The sequence below is a fragment of the Streptomyces sp. Ru73 genome, assembly GCF_002920575.1.
Taxonomy (GTDB): Bacteria; Actinomycetota; Actinomycetes; order Streptomycetales; family Streptomycetaceae; genus Streptomyces.
Genome location: NZ_PQSQ01000009.1, coordinates 111,670 through 136,140, shown reverse-complemented (window position 1 = coordinate 136,140; position 24,471 = coordinate 111,670). Strand labels below are relative to the sequence as shown.

At 73.4% G+C, this 24,471-nt stretch carries 22 protein-coding genes; 16 read left to right on the top strand and 6 right to left on the bottom strand.

Annotated elements, in window-relative coordinates:
• Positions 1-212: 212 nt before the first annotated feature.
• Positions 213-644, bottom strand: a complete 432-nt coding sequence (locus C3486_RS06705) for a MarR family winged helix-turn-helix transcriptional regulator (RefSeq protein ID WP_103831652.1) — start codon at positions 642-644, stop codon at positions 213-215.
• Between the two features lie 334 nt (positions 645-978).
• Between C3486_RS06705 and C3486_RS06700 the strand changes: the two genes are divergently transcribed.
• The 4 genes from C3486_RS06700 (at position 979) to C3486_RS06685 (ending at position 5,558) form a co-directional block, all read left to right on the top strand.
• Positions 979-2,232 (top strand): hypothetical protein, encoded by a 1,254-nt coding sequence (locus C3486_RS06700; RefSeq protein WP_103831651.1) that lies wholly within the window; start codon positions 979-981, stop codon positions 2,230-2,232.
• A gap of 492 nt (positions 2,233-2,724) precedes the next feature.
• Positions 2,725-4,212 carry a DUF2252 domain-containing protein gene (locus tag C3486_RS06695; protein WP_103831650.1) on the top strand — a complete coding sequence of 496 codons (1,488 nt, stop codon included), beginning with the start codon at positions 2,725-2,727 and terminating at the stop codon, positions 4,210-4,212.
• Positions 4,213-4,233: 21 nt separating this feature from the next.
• A complete protein-coding gene (locus tag C3486_RS06690) occupies positions 4,234-5,103 on the top strand; it encodes a hypothetical protein (protein WP_258052639.1) in 870 nt (289 codons plus the stop codon).
• Between the two features lie 110 nt (positions 5,104-5,213).
• Positions 5,214-5,558: a rhodanese-like domain-containing protein gene (locus C3486_RS06685; RefSeq protein ID WP_103831649.1), complete on the top strand. Its 345-nt coding sequence runs from the start codon at positions 5,214-5,216 to the stop codon at positions 5,556-5,558.
• A gap of 129 nt (positions 5,559-5,687) precedes the next feature.
• Here the strand turns inward: C3486_RS06685 and C3486_RS06680 are convergent, their stop codons facing one another.
• Positions 5,688-6,821, bottom strand: a complete 1,134-nt coding sequence (locus C3486_RS06680; protein ID WP_103831648.1) for an acyl-CoA dehydrogenase family protein — start codon at positions 6,819-6,821, stop codon at positions 5,688-5,690.
• Positions 6,822-7,101: 280 nt separating this feature from the next.
• On the opposite strand from C3486_RS06680, the gene C3486_RS06675 reads away from it, so the two are divergent.
• From C3486_RS06675 to C3486_RS06665, 3 genes are all read left to right on the top strand, one after another.
• Positions 7,102-7,740: a DUF5819 family protein gene (locus tag C3486_RS06675; RefSeq protein ID WP_374936841.1), complete on the top strand. Its 639-nt coding sequence runs from the start codon at positions 7,102-7,104 to the stop codon at positions 7,738-7,740.
• Between the two features lie 41 nt (positions 7,741-7,781).
• Positions 7,782-9,068: an HTTM domain-containing protein gene (locus tag C3486_RS06670; protein WP_258052642.1), complete on the top strand. Its 1,287-nt coding sequence runs from the start codon at positions 7,782-7,784 to the stop codon at positions 9,066-9,068.
• Between the two features lie 65 nt (positions 9,069-9,133).
• On the top strand, positions 9,134-9,805 hold the full coding sequence (locus C3486_RS06665; protein ID WP_103831666.1) for a TrmH family RNA methyltransferase: 672 nt from the start codon (positions 9,134-9,136) through the stop codon (positions 9,803-9,805).
• A gap of 11 nt (positions 9,806-9,816) precedes the next feature.
• Here C3486_RS06665 and paaN read toward each other — a convergent pair whose 3' ends face one another.
• Positions 9,817-11,514 (bottom strand): phenylacetic acid degradation protein PaaN, encoded by a 1,698-nt coding sequence (gene paaN, locus C3486_RS06660; RefSeq protein ID WP_103831645.1) that lies wholly within the window; start codon positions 11,512-11,514, stop codon positions 9,817-9,819.
• 232 nt (positions 11,515-11,746) lie between these two features.
• Between paaN and C3486_RS06655 the strand changes: the two genes are divergently transcribed.
• Positions 11,747-12,340, top strand: a complete 594-nt coding sequence (locus C3486_RS06655; protein WP_103831644.1) for a TetR/AcrR family transcriptional regulator — start codon at positions 11,747-11,749, stop codon at positions 12,338-12,340.
• A gap of 49 nt (positions 12,341-12,389) precedes the next feature.
• Here the strand turns inward: C3486_RS06655 and C3486_RS06650 are convergent, their stop codons facing one another.
• Positions 12,390-12,878, bottom strand: coding sequence for an Lrp/AsnC family transcriptional regulator (locus C3486_RS06650; protein ID WP_103831643.1), 489 nt, complete (start codon positions 12,876-12,878; stop codon positions 12,390-12,392).
• 233 nt (positions 12,879-13,111) lie between these two features.
• Between C3486_RS06650 and pdhA the strand changes: the two genes are divergently transcribed.
• From pdhA to C3486_RS06615, 7 genes are all read left to right on the top strand, one after another.
• A complete protein-coding gene (gene pdhA, locus C3486_RS06645; protein ID WP_103831642.1) occupies positions 13,112-14,266 on the top strand; it encodes a pyruvate dehydrogenase (acetyl-transferring) E1 component subunit alpha in 1,155 nt (384 codons plus the stop codon).
• Complete coding sequence (locus C3486_RS06640) at positions 14,266-15,336, top strand: alpha-ketoacid dehydrogenase subunit beta (protein WP_103831641.1); 1,071 nt, start codon at positions 14,266-14,268, stop codon at positions 15,334-15,336. The genes pdhA and C3486_RS06640 overlap by 1 nt, the downstream gene beginning before the upstream one ends.
• On the top strand, positions 15,336-16,787 hold the full coding sequence (locus tag C3486_RS06635) for a dihydrolipoamide acetyltransferase family protein (RefSeq protein ID WP_103831640.1): 1,452 nt from the start codon (positions 15,336-15,338) through the stop codon (positions 16,785-16,787). The genes C3486_RS06640 and C3486_RS06635 overlap by 1 nt, the downstream gene beginning before the upstream one ends.
• A 70-nt stretch (positions 16,788-16,857) precedes the next feature.
• Positions 16,858-17,799, top strand: a complete 942-nt coding sequence (locus C3486_RS06630; protein ID WP_258052638.1) for a DUF6457 domain-containing protein — start codon at positions 16,858-16,860, stop codon at positions 17,797-17,799.
• Entirely contained in the window at positions 17,796-19,823 is a 2,028-nt protein-coding gene (locus C3486_RS06625; RefSeq protein WP_374936840.1) for a molybdopterin-binding protein, read from the top strand. Before C3486_RS06630 ends, C3486_RS06625 begins: the two co-directional genes overlap by 4 nt.
• Positions 19,820-21,004 carry a TrkA family potassium uptake protein gene (locus C3486_RS06620; RefSeq protein WP_103831639.1) on the top strand — a complete coding sequence of 395 codons (1,185 nt, stop codon included), beginning with the start codon at positions 19,820-19,822 and terminating at the stop codon, positions 21,002-21,004. The genes C3486_RS06625 and C3486_RS06620 overlap by 4 nt, the downstream gene beginning before the upstream one ends.
• Positions 21,005-21,100: 96 nt before the next feature.
• Entirely contained in the window at positions 21,101-22,081 is a 981-nt protein-coding gene (locus C3486_RS06615) for an NAD(P)H-quinone oxidoreductase (RefSeq protein WP_103831638.1), read from the top strand.
• Between the two features lie 164 nt (positions 22,082-22,245).
• Here the strand turns inward: C3486_RS06615 and C3486_RS06610 are convergent, their stop codons facing one another.
• A complete protein-coding gene (locus tag C3486_RS06610) occupies positions 22,246-23,094 on the bottom strand; it encodes a hypothetical protein (protein ID WP_103831637.1) in 849 nt (282 codons plus the stop codon).
• Between the two features lie 223 nt (positions 23,095-23,317).
• Between C3486_RS06610 and C3486_RS06605 the strand changes: the two genes are divergently transcribed.
• Positions 23,318-23,887, top strand: a complete 570-nt coding sequence (locus tag C3486_RS06605; RefSeq protein ID WP_181138464.1) for a bacterial proteasome activator family protein — start codon at positions 23,318-23,320, stop codon at positions 23,885-23,887.
• Between the two features lie 135 nt (positions 23,888-24,022).
• Here C3486_RS06605 and C3486_RS06600 read toward each other — a convergent pair whose 3' ends face one another.
• The gene (locus C3486_RS06600) at positions 24,023-24,445 is read right to left on the bottom strand and encodes a hypothetical protein (protein ID WP_103831635.1); all 423 of its coding nucleotides are present in this window, start codon (positions 24,443-24,445) and stop codon (positions 24,023-24,025) included.
• Between the last annotated feature and the right edge of the window lie 26 nt (positions 24,446-24,471).

The window sequence follows — 24,471 nt, the reverse complement described above, 5'->3', positions numbered from 1 at the left end:
AAGGAGCTGGCGCGCTGGGCCGAGACGTACCTCGCGGACGGCGGCCAGTGTCCGGAGCAGTTCCGGGACTGAGACCCGGGGCCGGGCGGGCCGAGTCGTGCGCGCTCGGGGGTGTACGAGGTGGAGCGGACGGTTCCTGCGGGCGGAGAGGCTCGTCGTTCGGCTTGTCTCCGGGGCTGTGGGTTGTCGCTCCTGCTCGGATCAAGCGGGACTCAGCCCAGCTGCTGCGCTTCGTTGTAGCGCAGCAGGTACGAGGCGAAGCGCTCCAGATCCGCGTCGTCCCAGTCGGCCAGCCGGTCCGTGAAGGCCTGGCGGCGCTGCGCGCCCGCGCTGGCGAGCACCTGCGCGCCGCGCTCGGTCGGGTGCAGCACCTGGACGCGGTGGTCGTCGGGGTCGACGCGGCGCTCGACGAAGCCCAGCCGCTCCAGTGCCGCGATCTGCCGGCTCACCGTCGATTTGTCCAGCATGTAATGTGCGGCGAGATCGGTGGCCCGGCAGCCCTTCTGATCGTCCAGGTGGGCGAGGAGGGTGTACGAGACGAGCGACAGCTCGGGATGCATCCGGGCCGCGGTCGCACGGGCCCGACGCGCGAACGCGGTCAGCTCCTGCTGGATGATTCCGACGGATTCGTCTCGCTCTGCCACTTTCTTTGGCCCTTCCTCGCGGTGGTTGTATAGTACAACCCGATTGAGGGTTGTATAAGCCAACCATGAAAGTTGTAAAAGCCAACTTGAGTGAAGGGGGCGAGCCGGGGCGGGGCCGGGGGGACGGCAGAGCCGGTCGTGCCGGTGCGACTGCCGACTCCCGTGGTGACTTCGGTGACTGCTGCGGCGACTGCTTCTGAGCTCCCCCTCCCGGATCACTGGTGGCTTCCCCAGCCCTCGACCACCGAGTGATCAGAGCATCAGAGCGCTCAGAGCCATCGAAGTGCTCAGAGCGATCAGAACGATCAGAGCCATCAGCTGGAGAAGGCTGCCCATGAACTCCCCCTCCCCCGCCGGGCCCGCGCCCGCCGGGCACCGGAACCCGCACGCCGCCGGGCTGCGCCACGTCCTGACGCACCTGGTCACCCCGTTGCTGATGTGCATCGGGATGGGCCTGGCCTACCTGGGCGCGTTCGCCAACCCGTCCCCGCACCACCTGCCCGTCGCCGTCGTCGGCTCCGGGCAGAGCGCCCAGGTGCTCGCCCAGACCCTCAATGACCGGAGCGGCGGCGACCTGGCGGTCCGTACCGTCACCGACCGCGCTCAGGCCGTCGACCAGCTGCGGCACCAGGACATCTTCGGCGCATACGTGATGGCTGCGCAGCCGGCGGACGCCGGGAAGGCCACGGACAAGGGCAAGGTCAAGGGAGAGGCCGCGGAGGGTGCCGGTGCGGCACGGGGGCCGGAGCTGCTGGTCGCCACGGCCGGTTCGGACACCACCGCCTCGGCTGTGGAAAAGACCTTCACCCCCGTAGCGGCCCGGCAGGGACAGCCGCTGAAGATCACGGACGTCGCGCCGACCGCGCCGGACGACCCGACAGGACAGGGCATCTTCTTCCTGCTCGTCGCCATCAGCATCGGCTCGTACGCGTCGGTGGCGGTGATCGGTGGCGCCGGGTCCGTACTGCCGATGCGGCTCCGGGCGCTGGTAGCGGCCGGGACGTCGCTGGTGGTGAGCGTCATCGGCGTGCTCCTCGCCGGCCCGGTCTTCCATCTCGTGGAGCACGGCCTGTGGGGCCTGTGGGCGATGGCGTGGCTGTACTCCGCCGGCATCCTCGGCATCGGTATCGGGCTGCACACCTTCCTCAAGCGCTGGACCACGCTCGGCGTGATGGCCCTGTTCGTGATGCTCAACTTCACGTCGTCCGGCGGCGTCTTCCGCCCGGAGCTGCAGAACGGGTTCTTCGCGGCGCTGCACTCCTTCTGGAACGGCGCGGGCTTCGTCGAGGGCGTCCGCAGCCACGTCTACTTCGCAGGACACGGGCTGGCCGGCCATGCGGTCACGCTGGTGCTGTGGCTGCTGGTGGGCGCCGCCATGGTCGCCGTGGCGGCTGCGGCGGAGGCCGGTCGGCGCCGCTCCGAGGAGGCCGCGACCGCCCGGGCCGCGGCGGTGGCGGCGGCCGCGGTGGCCGCGACGGTGCCGGAACCGCAGCCGGCCCGGCCCGGCGGCCGGGGCCCGCACGGCACCGGGGCGACCCCGGCCGAGCGGGCGGCGGAAGAGGAAATGGAGGAGACGGTGGCCGTCTGAGCCGCCTCCCCTCACCCTCCAGCCGAAGTTGTCCACAGGCCCTGCCACACGGCGGGGCCTGTCTGTAGCGTCTTTCCCACCAAGGCCCCGCGCCTGGTTGGAGGACCTGGGGTGGGGGCGAGGGGCGGGGGCGAGGTGCGGGCTCGGAAGTTCTTGGGGGGTGTGGGGTGGTGGGGGCGGGGGGAGGCCCCCGGGGTGAAGAGGGGGACGGCGGTCGGCGGCTGCGCCCTGGCAGCCCCCTGCCCCCCGGCCCCCGCCACCGCGCCCCCGGCCCTCACCACCGCCCCCCGCCACCGCACCCCCCGGCTCCGCCCCACCCCGCCCCACCCCGCCCCGCCCGCTTCACCCCCGCCCTCCGCCGCTGCCCCGCCCCCGCTCGGCTCCCGCCCCCATCCCCACCCCCACGCTCCCGCCCTCCGCCGCTGTCTCGCTCTCGCCCCCAAGCCCGCACACGCTCCCGCCCTACCCACCCACCACCCGAAGGACCCGCCCATGGACACCCAGCGGCTTCCGTACGTCGACGGCTTTGCGTGGCGTGGTGATGACGGGCCTCAGCCGAAGGCCGTCGGCAAGGCGTTGCGGGAGAGGGTTCCGCGGTCGGCGCACGCGGACCTGGTTGTCGGGGCCGGCCGTCCCGGTGCCGTGGCGGCGGTGGAGGAGTCCAACGCCGGGCGGCTGCCGGAGCTGGTTCCGATACGGGTGGGGCGGATGGCGGCCTCGCCGTTCGCCTTCCTGCGCGGTTCGGCCGGGCTGATGGCGTACGACCTGATGACCACGCCCGTGACCGGCATCGCGGCGCAGATATGCGGTGACGCGCACGCCGCGAACTTCGGTCTGTACGCCGATGCGCGCGGGCGACTGGTGATCGACCTGAACGACTTCGACGAGACGCTGCGCGGGCCCTGGGAGTGGGACCTGAAGCGGCTGGCGGCCTCGCTCGTCCTGGCGGGCCGGGAGGCGGGGGCCGGTGAGGACACCTGCCGGGAGGCGGCGCGGGACGCGGTGGGCTCGTACCGCCGCACGATGCGGCTGCTGGCGCGGATGCCCGCGCTGGACGCCTGGAACGCGATCGTGGACGAGGACCTCGTCGCGCACGCCGACGCGCGGGATCTGGTGGGCACGCTGGAGCGCGTCATGGACAAGGCGCGGAAGAACACCAGCGCGCGCTTCGCCGCGAAGGCGACGGAGGAGGTCCCGGCCGAGGACGCCGGCGGTAACGACGACTCTGCGGGCGGGGGTACGGGGTCCGGCCGTCGCGGTGGGGTGCTGCGGCGGTTCGTGGACGCGCCGCCGGTGCTGTGGCGGGTGCCGGACGCGGAGGCCGCCGCGGTGGTCCTGTCGCTCGAGGGGTATCTGCGGACGCTGCCCGAGGACCGGTTGCCGCTGCTGGCCCGGTACGCGGTGCACGACGTGGCCTTCCGGGTGGTGGGCACGGGGAGCGTGGGCCTGCGGTCGTACGTCGTCCTGCTGCTCGACCACTTGGGCGAGCCGCTGGTGCTGCAGGTGAAGGAGGTACGTCCGTCCGCGCTCGCGCCGTACGTGCACAAGGCCGGGTTCGAGGCGGCGCTGGTGGAGCACGAGGCGCGGCGGGTGGTGCTGGGCCAGAAGCGCATGCAGGTCGTGAGCGACATGCTGCTGGGCTGGACGACGGTGTACGGCGCGGAGGCGGCGGACGGGCGCCGGGAGGGGCTGCCCTTCCAGGTGCGGCAGTTCCGCAATCGCAAGGGCAGCGTCGATCCGGCCGCGCTGCCGGCGGACGAGCTGGACGATTACGCGCGGATGACCGGTGCGCTGCTGGCCAGGGCGCATGCGCACAGTGCCGATCCGCGGATGATCGCCGGGTACTGCGGGAAGAACGGGGCGCTGGACGACGCGGTGGCCGCTTTTGCGGTGGCGTACGCGGACCGTACGGAGGCGGATCACGCGGAGCTGGTGACGGCGGTGCGCAACGGGCGGCTGGCCGCGGAGCCGGGGGTGTGAGCCGGGCCGTAGGGTGGCCGGGTGACGAACTCGCAAGCGGAGAACGGGCAGGACGGCCAGGCAGCCGGCGGTGGCGGAGGTCCGCAGGGCCCGGCGGCGGGCGGTCCTGAGGGACAGGACGCGGGTACCGCACGGCTGGCGCAGGCGGTGCGGGCGGCCGAGCAGGCACTGATCGAGTTCGAGATCGCGGTGGAGACCTTCCGGGTGGAGGTGGAGAACTTCTCTCGCCTGCACCATCAGCGGCTCGGGCCGATGTACTCGCGGCTGGACGAGCTGGACGCGCAGATCGCGGAGGCCCTCGCGGCGCGGTCGGGCGATCCGGAGGACGTGCGCAGGGCGCAGGAGCTGCGGGCCGCCGTGCTGCCGATGCCGGGTGTGGAGGAGCTGTTCCACGGCTGGATGGGCACGGAGGGGCTGTGGCCGGAGGCGCAGGCGATGCTCACGGACCAGCCCGTGCGGCCGCCGCAGAAGGTGCGGCCGAGCGAGGAGGCCCGCAAGGTGTACCGGGATCTGGCGCGCAAGGCGCATCCGGACCTGGCGCAGGACGAGCGGGAGCGGGAGCGCCGGGAGGCGTTCATCGTGCGCGTCAACGCGGCGTACGCGGCGGGTGACGAGGGCGCGCTGCGGGAGCTGGCGGCGGAGTGGGAGGCCGGTCCGGTGCCGCGGGAGCGGATGCTGAGCGAGAGCGAGGAGCTGTACGCGCGGCTGGAGTGGCTGGCGGAGCGCAAGGAGCTGCTGACGGCGCTCGCCGCTGAGCTGGAGGGCAGTGCGATCGGTCAGATGCTCAAGATGGCGCCGGAGGATCCGGACGCGTTGCTGGCGGAGATCGCCGAGAAGCTGCTGGCCGATGTGGCGGAGCGTGAGGAGCGGCTGGCGCAGCTGGTCGGGTAGTACCGGAAGCGTGCCGGGGAGGCAGGCGGTCAGCTTTCGGAGCGTGTGACGGAGCGCGGCCGGGTAGCGCCGGGAGCGTGCCGGGAGGCCGGTCGGGTAGCGTCGGGGCCATGCATTTTGGTTCTGTGCCCACGGTCGATGTCGATGCGGTCACGCCGGCGGATTTCCTGCTGGACGTGCGGGAGAACGACGAGTGGGAGGCCGGGCACGCCGAGGGCGCCCTGCACATCCCGATGAGTGACTTCGTCGCGCGCTACGGCGAGCTGACGGAGAAGGCGCCCGAGGACGGCAAGGTGTACGTGCTGTGCCGGGTGGGCGGTCGTTCGGCGCAGGTGACGCAGTACCTGGTCCAGCAGGGTGTCGACGCGGTGAATGTCGCCGGTGGCATGCAGGCGTGGGAGGCCGCGGGGCGTCCGGTGGTCACCGACCAGGGTGGTCCCGGGGCGGTCATCTGACCCTGGGGCAAAGGCTTTTCGAGGCGGCGCTCTGTTTCACGTGAAACAGAGCGCCGCCTCGTTTCACGTGAAACGGGGAGCGTGCCCCCGACGACTCCCGGTGCCGGGATGACGCGGTGCCGCCGTGCTTCAGCCCAGCGGGTACGTGGCCAGCAGATCTCCGAGAGCTTCTTCGTGGGCCGGGGCGGGGCCGAGGGCGAGCTCCAGCTGCTTGGCCCAGGCGTGGTAGCGGTGCAGCGGGTAGTCGGTGTCGGCGCCGAAGCCGCCGTGGAGGTGCTGGGCGGTCTGTACGACGCGGCGGACGCCTTCCGCCGCCCAGATCTTGGCGACGGCGACGTCTCCGGCCGGTGGCAGGGCGCCGGATGCGTCGGTGCCGAGGCGCCAGGCGGCCTGCCAGAGGGTGGCCTCCATGGCGCGCAGGTCGGTGTACCGGTCGGCGGCCTGCACGGCGACGGCCTGGAACGTGGCGACGGGGTGGCCGAACTGCTCGCGGGTGCCGGTGTATGCGGCGGTCATGGTGAGGACGCGTTCGCCGAGGCCCAGGGCCTGGGCGCAGGTGCCGACGGTGAGGAGCAGGCGCAGCCGTTCCCAGGCGTCCGGGTCGGTGATCATCTCGCGGTCGGTGAGGTGTACGGCGTCCAGGCTGACCTCGGCGTAGCGCTCTCCGTTGGTGGAGGTCTGGTCGGCGGGGGCGACGCCGGGGTGGTCGCGGGGGACGAGGGCGAGGACGGCGTTGCCGTTGCGGGTGTGGGCGGGGAGGAGGATCCGGTCGGCGCTGGGGGCCCAGGGCACGGCGCTGTGGGTGCCGTCGAGGGTCCAGTGCTCGCCGTCCCGGGTGGCGGTCACGGCCAGTTCGGCGGGTTCGTGTCCGGTGCGGCCTGCGGTGGCGCAGGTGAGGACCAGTTCGCCGCGTCCGATGCGGGGGAGGGTCTCTTCGCGGAGCGTGGGGTCCGCGTACGTCTGGAGGACGAGGGCGGCGGCGGTGGTCTCCAGCAGGGGGACGCGGGCGAGTGCCTTGCCGGCTTCGCGCAGGACGAGGCAGAGGGCGATTGGGTCGAGGCCGGCGCCGCCGTGTGCGGGGTCGAGGCAGAGGCCGAGCAGGTCGGCGTCGGCCAGGGTGCGCCACAGGCCGCGGTCGATGTCGTCGGCGACGGCTCCGGGGGTGAGGGCGGGTGAGGGGACGGTGTCGGGGGCGACCCGGGAGAAGACGGCTCCGGCCGCTTCGGCGGCCGCCTGCTGTTCCTCGGTGAAGGTGAAGTCCACTGCCTGTCCTTCCGCGCGCACCGTTGGGGGGCTGCAAGGTAGAACAGGCCGCGGGAATTGGGAATGGCGGCGGGGGTCCGTGCTGCGCCCGGCGGCGTACGGGCGGGGCGCCGGGGGCGCGCGGGAGGTGTCGAGCCTGTGGACAACCGGGGGAACGCTGTCGCCGCGCGCGCCGCCTGGGTACGGTTCCGTGGCGGGACAGCGCCGCACGGGACCGGGGAACGGGGCAGGAATGCAGTCATACGGGGATGAAACGCGACCGGAGAGGTCGCCGGCTGCCGTGCTCTCCTTGCCGTCGCGGATCGTGCTGGCGGTCGCGGCGGGTGGCGTCGCGGTCGCCGTACTGGTCCACCTCGCGATGATGTTCCTGCACGTCGCCCCGTCCAACACGCTCACCAAGGCGCACGGTGCCGCGGTCGACGACTACGTCTACCCGGAGTACGAGCAGAACTGGAAGCTGTTCGCGCCCAACCCGCTGCAGCAGAACATCTCCGTACAGGTCCGCGCGGAGATACGCCCCGGGGACGGCGGCAGCGCCCGGACGACCGGCTGGACCGACCTGACCGCACGTGACGGCCGGGCCATCCACCACAACCTCTTCCCCAGCCACACGGAGCAGAACGAACTGCGCCGCGCCTGGGAGTCCTTCGTCGGCTCGCACGACGCGCAGAACCGCCCCAGCGGCGTCCGAGGTGAGCTCTCCGAACGCTATCTGCGGCGGATCGCCATGGGGCGTCTGGGCCAGGAGTGGACGGCGCGGGGCGGCACGGTGGCCCGGGTGGAGTTCCGGTCGGTGGCGACGCCCGTCGGGCCGCCGCCGTGGAGTACGGAGAAGTCCGAGATCAAGCCCGTGTACCGCGTGCTGCCCTGGTGGCCGGTCACCGTCGACGACCTGCCCGAGGGGGCGAGCAACCAGTGACCACGCATGCCGGGGACGCCACGCGCACCGACGACTACGTCCTGCAGGACACCTGGATCGAGCGCGCGATCAGCCGCGGGTTCGCCCGGGTCACGGCCGGCCCGTTCGCCCCGTACCAGACCGCGGTGATCCGTATCGGCTTCGCCGCCACCTGGCTGCTCTTCCTGCTGCGCGAGTGGCCGAACCGCCACGAGCTGTACGGACCCGACGGGGCCTGGAGCCTGGACATGGCCCGCCGGCTGCTCGGGAACAACGGGGCCTTCTCGGTCCTGGTCTGGTCCGACGGGCGCGGCTGGTTCGAGCTGGTGTACGTGCTGGCGATGGTTTCCAGCGCGCTGCTGCTGGTCGGCTGGCGCACCCGCACCATGTCCGTCCTGTTCATGATCGGTGTGCTGTCGCTGCAGAACCGCAGCATCTTCCTCGGGGACGGCGGCGACAACGTCATCCACCTGATGTCGATGTACCTGGTCCTGACCCGGTGCGGCCGGGTCTGGTCGCTGGACGCCCGGCGCGAGCGGAAGGCGGCAGCGGCCGGGGCAGGTGACGTGCCGGGCCGGGACGTGACCGGCGTGGTCCTGTGGGCCGTCCTCGGACTGGTCCTGGCCCTCGCGCAGCTGCTGGGGCTGTACGGGCTGGGGTGGTCGGCCGACGGCCCGTTCCCGCACGTCGGCTGGGGTCTGGCGCTATGGGTGCTGTGGCTGGCGCACGGCGTGTGGTGGTGGGTGCGGCGCTACGCGCCGGGGGAGCCGCGCACGGTCCTGAACACCATTGCCGACCTCGTGCACAACGGTGCGCTGCTGGTCATCATGGTCGAGGTCTGTCTGATCTACGCCACGGCCGGCTGGTACAAGATCCAGGGCAGCCGCTGGCAGGACGGCACCGCGGTCTTCTACCCGATGCACCTGGACTACTTCTCGCCGTGGCCGGAGCTCTCCCACGTGCTCGCGGGCAGCGGGCTGATGATCATGCTGATCACCTACGGCACGGTGATCGTGCAGGTCGCCTTCCCGTTCACGGTGTTCAACCGGCGCCTGAAGAACGTCCTGCTGGTCGCGATGATCCTGGAGCACCTGTCCATCGCGTTCCTGCTCGGGCTGCCGTTCTTCTCCCTGGCGATGGTGGCCGCCGACGCGGTCTTCCTGCCGACGAACTTCCTGCGGTGGCTGGGCGCACGGGCGACCGCCCTCCGCGAGCGACTGCTTCCCGGTGGTGGCGCGCGGCCCGCGGCCGAGGGCTCGCCCGCGGCGCCGGAGGCCGGGCAGGCGCCGGCCGGCGGTCCGGGGTCCCGTACGCCGGAGTCCGGCGGTGGTCATACGCTCGTGGGGTGAGCAGCGAGAACACCGCCCCCGGCAGCGGTCAGGAGACCGGGCAGCGCACCACGGGCCCGGCGACGATCCTCCCCGACGAGTCCGCGCGGACCGCCGAGCCCGTCCAGTACGACGAGGGGTTCGCGACGGTGGTCGGCGTGGGGCCGCACCCGGAGCCGTGGCCGCAGGACGAGCGGTACGACCCGGAGCTGCTCGCGCACGGCGACCGGCGCAACGTCGTCGACCGCTACCGCTACTGGACCCGGGAGGCGATCGTCGCGGACCTGGACGCCCGCCGCCACGACTTCCATGTGGCCGTGGAGAACTGGGGACACGACTTCAACATCGGCTCGGTCGTACGGACCGCCAACGCCTTCCTCGCCAAGGAGATCCACATCGTCGGGCGGCGGCGCTGGAACCGGCGGGGCGCGATGGTGACCGACCGCTACCAGCACGTGCGGCATCACCCGGACACCGCGGACCTGACCGCCTGGGCGGCCGCCGAGGATCTGCCGATCATCGGGATCGACAACCTGCCCGGCGCCGTCCCGCTGGAGACCACGGAGCTGCCGCGGCGCTGCGTGCTGCTCTTCGGGCAGGAGGGTCCCGGGCTGACCGAGGAGGCCCGGGCGCACGCCGCCATGGTCTGCTCGATCGCGCAGTTCGGCTCGACCCGCTCGATCAACGCGGGCGCGGCGGCCGCCATCGCCATGCATGCCTGGATCGGCCGCCACGCCCGGATCGAAGGGCCCGCATAGGACTCGCCGGGTCAGGCCGGCCGCCGCACCTCCACCGTCCGGAACCGGCTCGCCACGAACGCCCCGTCGCACAGCGCGGCGTTGGCCGCCGGGTTGCCCCCGGAGCCGTGGAAGTCGGAGAACGCCGCGGTCTGGTTCACGTACACCCCGCCCGTGAGGTTCAGCGAGAGCTGCGCGCACTCCTCCAAGCAGGCCTCCTCGACCAGCCGCTCCACCTCGGAGGAGGTGGTGTACGCGCCGACCGTCATGGCGCCCTTGTCGCGCAGGGTGCGGCGCAGCAGCTCCACGGCCTCCGGCGTGGAGTCCACGGCGACGGCGAAGGAGACCGGGCCGAAGCACTCCGAGAGGAAGGGCGGCTCGGCGTCGGCGCTCTCCCACTGCTTCCGCTCACCGTCGGCCTTGACCAGCACGGGCGTGCGGACCGTGGCACCGGGGAAGTCGGGGTGCGTCACCTCACGGGAGGCCAGCGCCACCTCGCCGAGCTCCGGCGCTGCCGTTATACGCGCCGCCACCTGCGAATTCACGATGGCGCCCAGCAGGGCGTTGGCCCGCGCGTCGTCACCCAGCAGCCCCTGCACCGCGCCGGCCAGGTCCGCCACGACCTCGTCGTACGTCTTGGGCCCGGCGTCCGTGGTGATGCCGTCCCGGGGGATGAGGAGGTTCTGCGGGGTGGTGCACATCTGGCCGCTGTAGAGGGACAGCGAGAATGCCAGGTTGGACAGCATGCCCTTGTAGTCGTCCGTCGAGTCGATGACGACGGTGTTGACGCCGGCCTTCTCCGTGAAGACCTGGGCCTGCCGGGCGTTCTCCTCCAGCCAGTCGCCGAAGGCGGTGGAGCCGGTGTAGTCGATGATGCGGACCTCGGGGCGCAGCGCGAGGACCTTGGCCAGGCCCTCGTCGGGGCGGTCCACGGCGAGCGCGACGAGGTTCGGGTCGAAGCCGGCCTCGGCGAGCACCTCGCGGGCGGTGCGGACGGTGAGGGCGAGCGGCAGGACGGCCCGCGGGTGCGGCTTGACCAGCACGGGATTGCCGGTGGCCAGGGAGGCGAAGAGGCCCGGGTAGCCGTTCCACGTGGGGAAGGTGTTGCAGCCGATCACCAGCGCGACGCCGCGCGGGACGGCCTGGAAGGTCTTGCGCAGCTCCAGTGGGTCGCGCTTGCCCTGCGGCTTGGCCCACGGGGCCTCGCCGGGGGTGCGGGTCTGCTCGGCGTAGGCGTACGCCACCGCCTCCAGTCCGCGGTCCTGGGCGTGCGGCCCGCCGGCCTGGAACGCCATCATGAACGCCTGGCCGCTGGTGTGCATCACCGCGTGCGCGAACTCGTGGGTGCGGACACTGATCCGCGCGAGGATCTCCAGACAGACGGCGGCGCGGGCCTCGGGCCCGGCGTCGCGCCAGGCCGGCATCGCCGCGCGCATCGCGGGCAGCAGGACGTCCGGGTCGGGATGCGGATAGCTGATGCCCAGCTCGATGCCGTACGGCGAGATCTCCTGGCCGGTCCAGCCGTCCGTGCCGGGCTGGTCCAGCTCGAAGCGGGTGCCGCGGAGGGCTTCGAAGGCGGCCTGGCCCTCGGGCGCGGCATTCTCGCCGTACGCCTTGGGGTGCTCCGGATGCGGGGACCAGTACGCCCGGCTGCGGATGGTCTCCAGCGCCTTGTCGAGCGTGGGGCGGTGCTTCTCGATCAGCTGCGTGGTGGTCGGGTCGGCGGCCATCGGGGAACCAACTCCTCGTCGATCAGGCTGGGAGCGGACAGGCAACGGGGCTAGAGTAACCGAACGATCGGTCGGGGCAAGGGGGCCCGGGAAGCCTGTGGAAAACTCGCGGCGGGGCGGGCCGTCACGGCGGTGCGCACCGGCCCCGGACACCCGCCGCTCCCCCGCCGGCCGCCGCTCCGTCCCGCTCCCCGGTCCGCTGTGCGGTCCCGTCCGGAAAGCTGCTGTAATCATGACCATGGCCAAGCGCGACACCTACACGCCCGATTCGCTGCTCGCGGTCGCCGTCGAGGTGTTCAACGAGCGCGGGTACGACGGCACGTCCATGGAGCACCTCTCCCGGGCCGCCGGCATCTCCAAGTCCTCCATCTACCACCACGTGCGCAGCAAGGAAGAGCTGCTGCGACGGGCGATAAGCAGGGCGCTGGACGGCCTCTTCGGCGTTCTCCAGGAGCCGGGCGCGACACGGGGGCGGGCGATCGAGCGGCTGGAGTACGTGACCCGGCGCGTGGTCGAGGTGCTGATCGCGGAGCTGCCGTACGTGACGCTGCTGCTGCGGGTGCGCGGCAACACCGACACCGAGCGGTGGGCGATGGAGCGCCGCCGTGACTTCGACAACGAGGTCGCCGAGCTGCTCAAGGAGGCGGCCGCCGAGGGCGACCTGCGGCCGGACGCCGACATCCGGCTGGCGACGCGGCTGCTCTTCGGCATGATCAACTCGATCGTCGAGTGGTACCGGCCGGGCCGCGGCGGCTCGGCGAGCAGCCAGGAGGTGGCCGACGCCGTGGTACGCACGGCCTTCGCCGGCCTGCGCAACGAAGGCTGACACCGGCGGCACCCCGGGGGGAATCGGGTGCCCCGAAGGCGCGTGGCGCTCAGCCCTCCGGTTCGAGGTCGGTCTCCTCGAAGACCAGCAGCGTGCGGGTGGAGAGCACTTCCGGTATGGCCTGGATGCGGGTGAGGACCAGCTCCCGCAGCGCCCGGTTGTCCTTGGTGTGCACCAGCAGCAGGACGTCGAAATCCCCGCTGACCAGGGCGATGTGCGCGGCGCCCGGCAGCGCCTGGAGCGCCTCGCGGACCGTGCGCCAGGAGTTCTGCACGATCTTCAGCGTGATGTACGCCGACGCGCCCTGGCCCGCCCGCTCCTGGTCCACCCGGGCGCTGAAGCCGCGGATGACGCCGTCGTCCAGCAGCCGGTTGATCCGCGCGTAGGCGTTGGCCCGGGAGATGTGCACACGGTCGGCGACCGACCGTATCGACGCCCGGCCGTCGGTCTGGAGCATGCGCAGGATGTCGCGGTCCACGGCGTCCAGCGCGCGGACGGGCTGCCGTCCGGCGGAATTGACCATCTGTTCGTCCGGCATGCCGCCCTGTCTCCCCTCCTTGGACGTCCTGACTCCATTCCAGGCTGTGCAGAACCGATTGTCCACAGGCTCGCCCCGCCTGTAGCCAAAATGTGTCGGCAACCGAACAATCGGTAGGGAGGAGTCCGGCCCACCGGCCGGGTGCCCTCGCAGCGCAGTTTTCCCGCCAGCCGCCCGTTCCCACCCCGTACGCGGCGCACAGCGCCACCCCTTCGACCGAGGAGGTGCCCCTCATGACGGTCCTCGAGCAGCCCGGCAGCAGCAGGCACGGCAGCACCGCGACCGGCGACCGCCCCGCCCCGCCGCCCGCCTGGCGCCCCCGCGTCGACCCGGCGCCCCTCCTGCCCGACGAGGAGCCGTACCGCGTACTGGGCACGGACGCCGCCGCAAAGGTGGACTCCGCCCTCCTGAAGCAGCTCCACGCGCAGCTGGTCCGCGGCCGCCGGTACAACACCCAGGCCACGGCGCTCACCCGCCAGGGCCGCCTCGCCGTCTACCCCTCCTCCACCGGCCAGGAGGCCTGTGAGGTGGCCGCCGCGCTGGTCCTGGAGGACCGCGACTGGCTCTTCCCCAGCTACCGCGACACCCTCGCCGCCGTCGCCCGCGGCCTGGACCCCGTACAGGCGCTCACCCTGCTCCGCGGCGACTGGCACACCGGGTACGACCCGCACGAGCACCGCGTGGCCCCGCTGTGCACCCCGCTCGCCACCCAGCTGCCGCACGCCGTGGGCCTCGCGCACGCCGCCCGCCTCAAGGGCGACGACGTCGTCGCGCTCGCCATGGTCGGCGACGGCGGGACGAGCGAGGGCGACTTCCACGAGGCGCTGAACTTCGCGGCCGTCTGGCAGGCCCCCGTCGTCTTCCTCGTGCAGAACAACGGCTTCGCGATCTCCGTGCCGCTCGCCAAGCAGACCGCGGCGCCGTCCCTCGCCCACAAGGCCGTGGGGTACGGCATGCCGGGCCGCCTGGTGGACGGCAATGACGCGCCCGCGCTGCACGAAGTGCTCGGCGAGGCCGTCGAGCGGGCCCGCCGCGGCGGCGGCCCCACCCTCGTGGAGGCCGTGACGTACCGCATGGAGGCGCACACCAACGCCGACGACGCCACCCGCTACCGCAGCGACGCCGAGGTCGAGGAGTGGCGCGGCCACGACCCGATAGCCCTGGTGGAGCGCGAGCTGGCCGCCCGGGACCTGCTGACCCCGGCGTATGTGAGCGCCACCAAGGAAGCGGCCGAGGAGATGGCCGGCGCGCTGCGCGAGCGGATGAACGCGGACCCGGCGCTGGACCCGATGGACCTCTTCGCCCATGTGTACGCCGCGCCGACCGGCCAGCTGCGCGAGCAGTCGGACCTGCTGCGGGCCGAGATCGCAGCGGAAGGGGAGCAGTGATGAGCACGGCAGTCGCCGCCGGAGGCACGACCGCGACCGGGCGCAAGCCCGCCACGATGGCACAGGCCCTGACCAGAGCGCTGCGCGACGCGATGGCCGAGGACCCGACGGTGCATGTGATGGGGGAGGACGTCGGGCGGCTCGGCGGCGTCTTCCGGATCACCGACGGCCTCGCGGCGGAGTTCGGCGAGGACCGGTGCAGCGACACCCCGCTCGCCGAGGCCGGCATCCTCGGCACGGCCGTCGGCATGGCGATGTACGGCCTGCGGCCCGTGGTCGAGATGCAGTTCGACGCGTTCGCCTACCCCGCGTTCGAGCAGCTCGTCAGCCACGTGGCACGGATGCGCAACCGCACCCGCGGCACGATGCCGATGCCGCTGACGATCCGCATTCCCTACGGCGGCGGGATCGGCGGGGTCGAGCACCACAGCGACTCCTCCGAGGCGTACTACATGGCCACGCCCGGCCTCCAGGTGTTCGCCCCGGCCACCGTCGCCGACGCGTACGGCATGCTGCGCGCCGCCATCGCCTCCGACGACCCGGTGGTCTTCCTGGAGCCGAAGCGGCTGTACTGGTCCAAGGCCGACTGGTCCCCCGAGGACCCGGCACCCGTCGCGCCCATAGGCCGTGCTGAGATCCGCCGCCCCGGGACCAGTGCCACGCTGATCACGTACGGGCCGTCGCTGCCGGTCTGCCTGGAGGCGGCCGAGGCGGCGCGCGAGGAGGGCTGGGACCTGGAGGTGCTGGACCTGCGCTCCCTCGTGCCGTTCGACGACGAGACGGTGTGCGCGTCGGTGCGGCGCACGGGGCGCGCCGTCGTCGTCCACGAGTCGGCGGGGTTCGGCGGTCCCGGAGGGGAGATCGCCGCCCGGATCACCGAGCGCTGCTTCCACCACCTGGAGGCGCCCGTCCTGCGGGTGGCCGGCTTCGACATTCCGTATCCGCCGCCGATGCTGGAGCGGCACCATCTCCCGGGCGTCGACCGCGTCCTGGACGCCGTGGCGCGCCTGCAGTGGGAGTCCGACTGGACCGAGGGCGGCAGCGGCGGCGGCCCCGAGGGGAGTGCGTGATGGCCGAGGTACGCGAGTTCCCGCTGCCCGACCTGGGCGAGGGGCTGACCGAGGCGACGATCGTGCGCTGGCTGGTCGAGGTGGGCGAGGTGGTCGCCGTCGACCAGCCGGTGGTCGAGGTCGAGACGGCCAAGGCGATGGTCGAGGTGCCGTGCCCGTACGGCGGCGTCGTCACCGCACGGATGGGCAAGGAGGGCGACGAACTGCCCGTGGGCGCACCGCTGGTGACGGTGGCGGTGGGCGAGTCCCGCAGCGCCGGCGCCGAAGCGGGCGAGCCGGCGGACCCGGCCGCCGAGCAGGCCGAGGGCTCGGGGAACGTCCTCGTCGGATACGGGACGAGCGCGCCGGCCGGCCGCAGGCGCCGGGTACGGCCGTCCGGCCCGGGGCGCACGGGCGGCGGCACGACCGGCGCCGGGGAGCGCACTGCCGCCTCCCGGGACACGGGGGCCGGCCGTACGGAGCCCGCCGGTACCGGAGGTGCGCGGCCGCACGCGGTGGCCGGCGCGGCCGCAGCCACGGGCCCGACGGCGGCCCCCGGAGCGGACGTCGCGGAGCACCCCGAGGCCGAGGGGCCTGTTCCGGTGATATCCCCGCTGGTGCGGCGGCTGGCGCGGGAGCACGGCGTGGACCTGCGGACGGTACGGGGGAGCGGCCCGGAGGGGCTGATCCTGCGGGCCGACGTGGAGCGCGCGGTCCGCGTTCCCGAGCAGACCGCGGCGGCCGAGGCCGTGCCGACGGCCTCCGGCACGGCGGCGCCGGCCGGGGCCGAGCGGCTGCCCCTGAAGGGCATGCGGGGCGCCGCGGCGGAGAAGTTCGCCCGCAGCCGCCGGGAGATACCGGACGCGACCTGCTGGGTGGACGCGGACGCCACGGAGCTGCTGGCCGTACGCCGCGCCATGAACGCCGGCGGCGGCCCGAAGGTCTCGCTGCTCGCGCTGCTCGCCCGGATCTGCACGGCCGCTCTCGCGCGCTTCCCGGAGCTGAACTCCACCGTGGACACGGCGGCGCGGGAGATCGTCCGGCTCCCGGAGGTGCACCTGGGATTCGCGGCGCAGACCGACCGCGGCCTGGTCGTACCGGTCGTGCGGCACGCGCACGCCCGTACGGTCGAGGGCCTCTCCGCCGAGATGGCCCGGCTCACCGAGACCGCCAGGGAGGGCCGGCTCTCGCCCGCCGAGCTGACGCACGGCACGTTCACCCTCAACAACTACGGCGTCTTCGGGGTCGACGGCTCCACCCCGATCATCAACCACCCCGAGGCCGCGATGCTCGGCGTCGGCCGGATAGCCGCCAAGCCCTGGGTGCACGAAGGGGAGTTGGCCGTACGGAGCGTCGTACAGCTCTCGCTCACCTTCGACCACCGGGTGTGCGACGGCGGCACGGCGGGCGGCTTCCTGCGCTTCGTCGCCGACTGCGTGGAACAGCCCGCCGTCCTGCTGCGCGGGCTCTGACGGCGGCCGGGCGGACGAGCGGACGGCACCGGAGGGGTGTCGATCGCCGACGCCCGGTGATACTCGGAGGGTGACGACCGACTACGACACCATCGTGCCGGCCGGGGGCGGGGCCCGCCGGCTCGGCGGCGCCGACAAGCCCGCCCTCGCGGTCGGCGGCCGGACCCTCCTGGACCGGGTGCTCGCCGCCTGCCCCGGAGCGGCGCGCACCGTGGTGGTCGGTCCCGAGCGGCCGACCGCGCGCCCCGTGCTGACGACCCGGGAGGACCCGCCCGGCGCCGGGCCCGTCGCGGCGCTCGACGCGGGCCTGCGGCTCACCACGGCCGGTACGGTGCTCGTCCTCTCCGCCGACCTGCCCTTCCTGACCACCGGGACGGTGGACGCTCTGCTGGCGGCGGCGACGGAGGCCGATGCCCCGGAGGGCTCCGGTCCCGCGGAGGCTTCCGCCCCCTCGGAGGACTCCGGCCCCTCGGCGGGGTCCCATGCGCCAGAGACTCACGCGGGGAACGGCGGAGGCGCCGTGGACGGGGCACTGCTGGTCGACGCGGACGGCCGCGACCAGCCGCTCGTGGCCGCGTACCGGGCCGAGCCGCTGCGCCGGGCCCTGGAGACGCTGCGCGCCGCGCACGGCGGGCTCAGCGGGCTGCCGCTGCGGGCGCTGCTGGCCGAACTGACGCTGCGCAGGGTCAAGGACGACACGGCCGCAGCGTCGTACGACTGCGACACCTGGGAGGCCCTCAGTGCCGCGCGCGCCCGGATCAGGGAGCATGGACACGTGTTGGACGAATGGATCACCGCAGTCAAGGCCGAACTGGGCATCGAGCTCGATGTCGACACGGCAGCACTCCTCGATCTGGCGCGGGACGCGGCACACGGCGTGGCCCGCCCGGCCGCCCCGCTGACGACCTTCCTCGTCGGGTACGCCGCGGCTCAGCAGGGCCTGGACGTCGCGGAGGTCAGCAGGCGCGCGGCGGAACTGGCGAACCGTTGGGCCGCGGAAGCGGCGGAATGATGCCCGACCCGGCAGCCGGGGGTCCCGGCGAATTCGACGACGCGCTCGCCATCGCCAACGCCGGACGCAACCGGCGGGCGGACGCGGCCTCCAGGACGGGCACCGCCCCGGGCGACCCGGCCGTACCGACTGATCCGGCCGGCCCGGTCGTACCCGCCGCCGCGTCCGAGAGCGCTGCCCCCGCAGCGCACCAGGGCATCGGGCCCCGGACCGGCGGGCGCTCCTCCGAGAGCACCTGGTTCGACCCGTGGCACGCCCCCTGGGGCAACGGCCGGCACGCACCCCGGTCCGAGCCCGGTGCGTCTGCGGCCCGCACGCCGGACTCCCACGATGACCCGGACCCGGGCCGGGGCTCGGACCGCGAGCCGGGCCGAGGGGACGACGGCCTATTCGGTCCCGGAAGCCCCACCGGTCGCGAAAACCCCACCAGCTCCACCGGCTCTACGAGCCACAACAGGTCCGCGGGAGCCACCGGTCCTGCGGACTCCACTGGCCCCACCTGCCCCACGGGCTCCACAGACCCCACCGCTCCCGCAAGCTCTGCACGTCCTGCAGGTCCCACCAGCCCAGGCGCCCCCGCAGGTCCCACCACCCCGTCACCAACCGCCGACCCGCGCCCCGCCACGCCCGCGCACTCCCCCGCCCACCGCTCCGCGCCTCGACCCGGTGCGCACTCCCCCTGGCACGTCGCGCGGGAAGCCGCTGCGGAGGCCGTGGCCGGGCCGCCGGCGGCCGGGGCCGTGCCGCTCGGCCCCGAGGCGCTGGGGCGCGTGCTCGCCGGGGCGCTGACGGCGCTCACGGATCTGCCCTCGTTCGACACCTCCGCGATGGACGGCTGGGCCGTCTCGGGCCCCGGGCCCTGGCGGCTCGCCGCGCCCCACACGGTCGCGCCCACCGAGTCCGCCGGCATCCTCGCAGGCCAGGGCCCCGCGCGTCCGCTGCCGGACGGGCACGCGGTACGCATCGCCACCGGGGCGCGGATACCGCCCGGCGCATCGGCCGTACTCCGTTCCGAGCACGGCGAGACCACGGAACAGCCCGACGGCAGCGTCCTGTTGACCGCGCCCCGCGGCGCGGCGCCCGGTCAGGACATCCGGCCGCGCGGCCAGGAGTGCCGCAACGGCGACCCGCTGCTGCCGCCCGGCACCCCGGTGACCCCGGCCGTCCTCGGCCTGGCCGCTGCGGCGGGCTACGACGAGCTGTGGACGTACCGCCGCCCGGTGGTGGAAATCCTCGTACTGGGCGACGAGTTGCTGCACAGCGGGCTCCCGCAGGAGGGCCGCATCCGGGACGCGCTCGGCCCGATGCTCGCGCCCTGGCTGCACGCCATGGGTGCGGAGACCATCGGCCCGCGCCATCTCGCGGACGACGCGGGGGTGTTGTACGAGGCGATCGCCGGGTCCGCGGCGGACGTGGTGATCACCACCGGCGGCACGGCGGCCGGACCGGTCGACCACGTGCACCCGACGCTGCGCCGCCTCGGGGCCGAACTCCTCGTGGACGGCGTGCAGGTACGCCCGGGCCATCCCATGCTGCTCGCCAGGCTCGGCCCGGCGGAGAGCCCGGCCCCGCGCGGTCGGTCAGCCAGGCGCGCGGCGCGGCAGACCACGGTGCCGGTTTCACGTGAAACACCCGCGACGGTCCGGCACTTGGTCGGCCTGCCCGGTAATCCGCTCGCCGCCGTCTCGGGCCTGCTGACGCTTGCCGAGCCGCTGCTGGGTACGCTCTCGGGCCGGATGCGTTCCGAACCCCGCCGCGTACGCCTCGCCGACGGCGTGCCCGGGCATCCGCACGACACCCGGCTGGTCCCCGTGGCCCGCCGCTCCGACGAGAAGGGAGGCGTCGTGGCGCTCCCCCTCCACTTCAACGGGCCCGCCATGCTGCGCGGGATCGCCGCCGCCGACGCGCTGGCCGTGATCCCGCCGGGCGGCGCCGACGAGGGCGAGCCGGTCGCGCTCCTGGACCTGCCCTGGTCCGTCGCCCCCGCGGCACCGGACCCGGGCGCACCCGGAGGCCGCACGTGAAGCTCCCCCTGCACGACGCCGCGGCGCAGGAGCAGCGCTCCGACGACGTCTCGCACCGGGTCCAGCTGCCCCGCCGCGCCCCCGAAGCGCCACTGCGCCAGGTGGTACGCCGCATCCTGATGGCGCTGATAGTGCTGGTCCTCACGGTCCTGATCGTCTGGGTGGACCGCGACGAGTACCACGACAACGCCGACGGCGCGGTCGACTTCCTCGACTGCGTCTACTACGCCACCGTCACGCTCTCCACGACCGGGTACGGCGACATCGTCCCGTACGGAGACACCGCACGGCTGCTGAACATCCTGCTGATTACGCCACTCCGCGTCCTGTTCCTGATCATCCTGGTCGGCACCACCCTGGAGGTCCTCACCGAGCGGACCCGTGAACAGTGGCGGCTGAACCGCTGGAGGACCTCCTTGCGCGACCACACCGTCATCGTCGGCTTCGGTACGAAGGGCCGGTCGGCCGTCCAGACGCTGCGCGCGACGGGCGCCGGCCGGGACAGCATCGTCATCGTGGACCCGAGCCCCAAGGTGATCGACTCGGCCGTGGCCGAGGGCTTCGCGGGCGTACTCGGCGACGCCACGCGCAGCGACGTCCTGCTGCGTGCCGAGGTCCAGCGGGCCCGCCAGATCATCATCGCCACGCAGCGCGACGACACCGCCGTCCTGGTCTCGCTCACCGCCCGTCAGCTCAACAAGAAGGCGACGATCGTGGCGGCCGTGCGGGAGGAGGAGAACGCACCGCTGCTGCGGCAGTCCGGCGCCGACTCCGTCATCACCTCCGCGAGCGCGGCGGGCCGGCTGCTGGGCCTGTCGGTGAACAGCCCGAGCGCGAGCACGGTCATGGAGGACCTGATCCAGCAGGGCAGCGGCTTGGACCTGATCGAGCGGCCGGTGGTGAAGTCCGAGGTCGGCAAGTCGGTCCGGGACACCGGCGACCTGGTCGTCTCCGTACTGCGCGGCCACCGGCTGCTGGCGTACGACGACCCGGCGGCGAGCCCGCTGCAGCACGCCGACCGGCTCATCACCATCGTCCGCGCGGCGCCGACGGAGGAGCCGGAGCTGGGGCGCCCGGCCGCGCAGGGGCTGCCCGGCAGCGGTGTCCAGCCGATGCGCCGGGCGGACGAGAAGGACCGGGTGATCCGCCGCGCGGACGAACAGGGCCGCCGCGGCGACTGAACCGAGCGGTACCGGGGCACTCCGGCGCGGGGCTCACCGCCCGCGCGTCCGGAGTGCCCTCGGACGCGGCGGGGTGAGGCGAGTAGCCTCGCGGCCATGCGTGCGATCACCATTCCCGAACCCGGCGGACCCGAGGCCCTGGTGTGGGCCGAGGTGCCCGCGCCGCAACTGTCCGAGGGCGAGGTGCTGGTCCGGGTCGAGGCCAGTGCCGTCAACCGCGCCGATGTGATGCAGCGACAGGGCTTCTACGACCCGCCGCCCGGCGCGTCCGCCTACCCCGGCCTGGAGTGCGCCGGCACGATCACCGAGGTCGGCCCCGGCGTGAGCGGCTGGGCGGTCGGCGACGAGGTCTGTGCCCTGCTGGCCGGCGGCGGTTACGCCGAACAGGTGGCGGTGCCGGCCGGCCAGCTGCTGCCGCTGCCGAAGGGCCTCGACGTCACGCAGGCCGCCGCGCTGCCCGAGGTGACCTGCACCGTCTGGTCGAACGTCTTCATGGTGGCCCACCTGCGGCCCGGCGAGACCCTGCTGATCCACGGCGGGTCCAGCGGCATCGGCACCATGGCGATCCAGCTGGCCAAGGCGGTCGGCGCGCGCGTCGCGGTGACCGCCGGCAGCGCCGAGAAGCTGGAGAGCTGCCGCGAGCTGGGCGCCGACGTGCTCATCAACTACCGCGAGCAGGACTTCGTCGAGGAGATCCGCAACGCCACCGACGGCCGGGGCGCTGACGTCATCCTGGACATCATCGGGGCCAAGTACCTGGATCAGAACGTGCGGGCGCTGGCCACGAACGGGCGGATCGCCGTCATCGGCCTGCAGGGCGGCCGGAAGGGCGAGCTCAACCTGGGCGCGCTGCTGGCCAAGCGCGGCGCGGTCACGGCGACGTCGCTGCGAGGCCGGCCGGTCGAGGAGAAGTCCGCGATCGTCGCCGCCGTGCGGGAGCACGTCTGGCCGCTGATCGAGAACGGTCAGGTCCGGCCGATCGTGGACCGCACGCTGCCGATGGCGGAGGCCGCCGAGGCGCACCGCATCCTGGAGGAGAGCAGCCACATCGGCAAGATCGTCCTGACGGTCGGCTGAGTGGGCTCCACCGGCGACGGCCCGTCCCCGTACGGCCGTACGTGGCACCGCCCCCGTTCGGCCGTACGCGGCGCACCACCTCCGGTAGGTCCGTAAGCCGTTCGCTGCTCAGTGGCGCGTCGCCCCGGTACGTCCGTACGCCGCCACCACTCCCCAGCGGCCCCTCAGCGGCGTCGCAGCCGGAGGCCGATGAAGGCCAGGCCCAGACCGGTGAGTGCGAGGCCGGCCCCGAAAGGGAGGACGCGGGCGACCCGGGCGGCCCGCTCCGTGGTGTACGGCGGCCGGAGGGCACCGGCGGTCTCGCTGCTGGTCGAGGAGGGGTCGGTGGTCGATGCTCCCTCCGGCGGGACCAGCGGCTGCCAGCCGCGCCCGGTGCGGCCGTGCGGCGACAGCGGCGGGTACGGGCTGCCGGGCCGGTCGCCGGACGGCCGGTCGGACGTGCCGGGGCTCTGCAGCGCCGTGCCGACGCCCGCTGAGGCGGAGTCCCCGGGCGTGCCGGAAACGGTTCCTGTGGGGTCCGAAGCGCTGCTCCTGGACGGGGTGGCGGGCCGGTCGGCCGTACTGCCGGAGCCGGTGGCCGACCGGCTCGGTGTCGGCCGGCCGGGTGACGCCGTGGCGGAATCGCTGGCGCCCGCCGTCGGGCTCGGGCCGGTGGCGGTCGAGGACGGTGAGGGGCTCTGCCCCGGCTCCGTCGGTGCGTCGGACGAGCCGGCGGGCCCCGAGGAGCCGGGCCCCTGGGAGCGGCCGGTCGTGCCGTCGTCCGTCGGGACCTGGGCCGGCGGGAGTCCCGGCACGTCCTGGGAGGCGCTGCGGCCGGGGGAAGCGCCGGCGGGCGGCCGGCCGGCGCCGGGCCGCCCGTCGGTGGTCTGTGGCTGTGGCGGGTCGGCCGCGGCCCGGGCGTGCACCCGCCCGTGGGGCGCCGTCGCGGCGGCGCAGGCCGCGGGTACGGCGGGGAAGAGCGTGGTGGCCGTCAGCAGTCCGGCGGCGATGAGCGAGCGGAGTCCTGCAACCACGCCGTGTCCTCCCGTGCCAAGCCGTCGAGTGACGTAATCAGGGTCACATGGGCCGACTATCGCGGCATCTCGTAAATGAGCCGCAAAACGGGAGAAGTCACAGGAAACGCAGTGATGTGCCTGCATCTCGACCGAAGTACTGAGACTTTGCCGCCCGACGGGGTGGATCACCAGTTCTCCGGGGCACAACTGTTCTTAAGTGCATGTACGAGAGAATGGCGGCATGGATATGCCGATGAACGAACGGTCGCAGGAGAGCCCGCACGTCCTGGTTGTCGGCCCGGACGGCATGGCTCTCGGCAGCGCAGGCGGCTCCGGTGGCGGAGACGGCGATGACGAGCCACGCGAGGTTCCGGTGACGGAGATGGTCGAACAGCCGGCGAAGGTCATGCGCATCGGCAGCATGATCAAGCAGCTGCTGGAAGAGGTGAAGGCCGCCCCGCTGGACGAGGCGAGCCGGGTCCGTCTCAAGGAGATCCATGCCGGCTCCGTGAAGGAGCTGGAGGACGGGCTGGCCCCGGAGCTGGTGGAGGAGCTGGAGCGCCTCTCCCTCCCCTTCACCGACGACTCCGTCCCCACCGAAGCCGAACTCCGTATCGCGCAGGCCCAGTTGGTGGGCTGGCTGGAGGGCCTCTTCCACGGCATCCAGACCGCCCTGTTCGCCCAGCAGATGGCCGCCCGCGCCCAGTTGGAGCAGATGCGCCGCGCCCTCCCGCCCGGCGCCGTCCCCGCCGAGGACGACGACCACCCCCACCCCGGCCGCGGCAGCGCCCGCTCCGGTCCGTACCTCTGAGCTTGCGGCGGCGCCGATGCCCCGGGCAGCGGGAGCCAGCGCGGCACACGTCACCCCGAGCCGAGAATGGGGCGAGGGCCCACCGCGCAGCAACGCGGTGGGCCCTCGCTCGTTCCCGGGACCCCGGTACCGGATTTACCAGTAGGGGTTGGCCTTGCTGGCGCCTCCGCACTCCCGGATCAGCGTCTTGCCGTTGAAGATCGCGAGCTCGATGTTGGCGCGCTTGATGCCCGCGGTGTCGTTCGCCGAGCTGGTCCAGGTGTCCTGGTTGCCGTTCCCCCCGTACATGTGGTGGTAGGGCCAGTAGTGCATGGTGTCGTTCGACTTGAGCGTCACCAGCCGGATGGCCACGTGACGGCCGTCCGCGGCCAGGTCACGTGCCGTCAGCCGTACGTTGGAGAGCTTGTACTTGCTGCTCCACGTCCACTTGCCCGTGCCGCTGCCGCCCGACGTCGAGCAGTTGACCTCCGCGCTGGAGGCCGCTGCCGCCGGGCCGGCGGACAGTGGAAGCGTCGCGGCCGCGATGGCGGCGGCGACCAGATAACCGATGCGTCGCACGGTGATCCCCCTGAGTAATTTGTTGG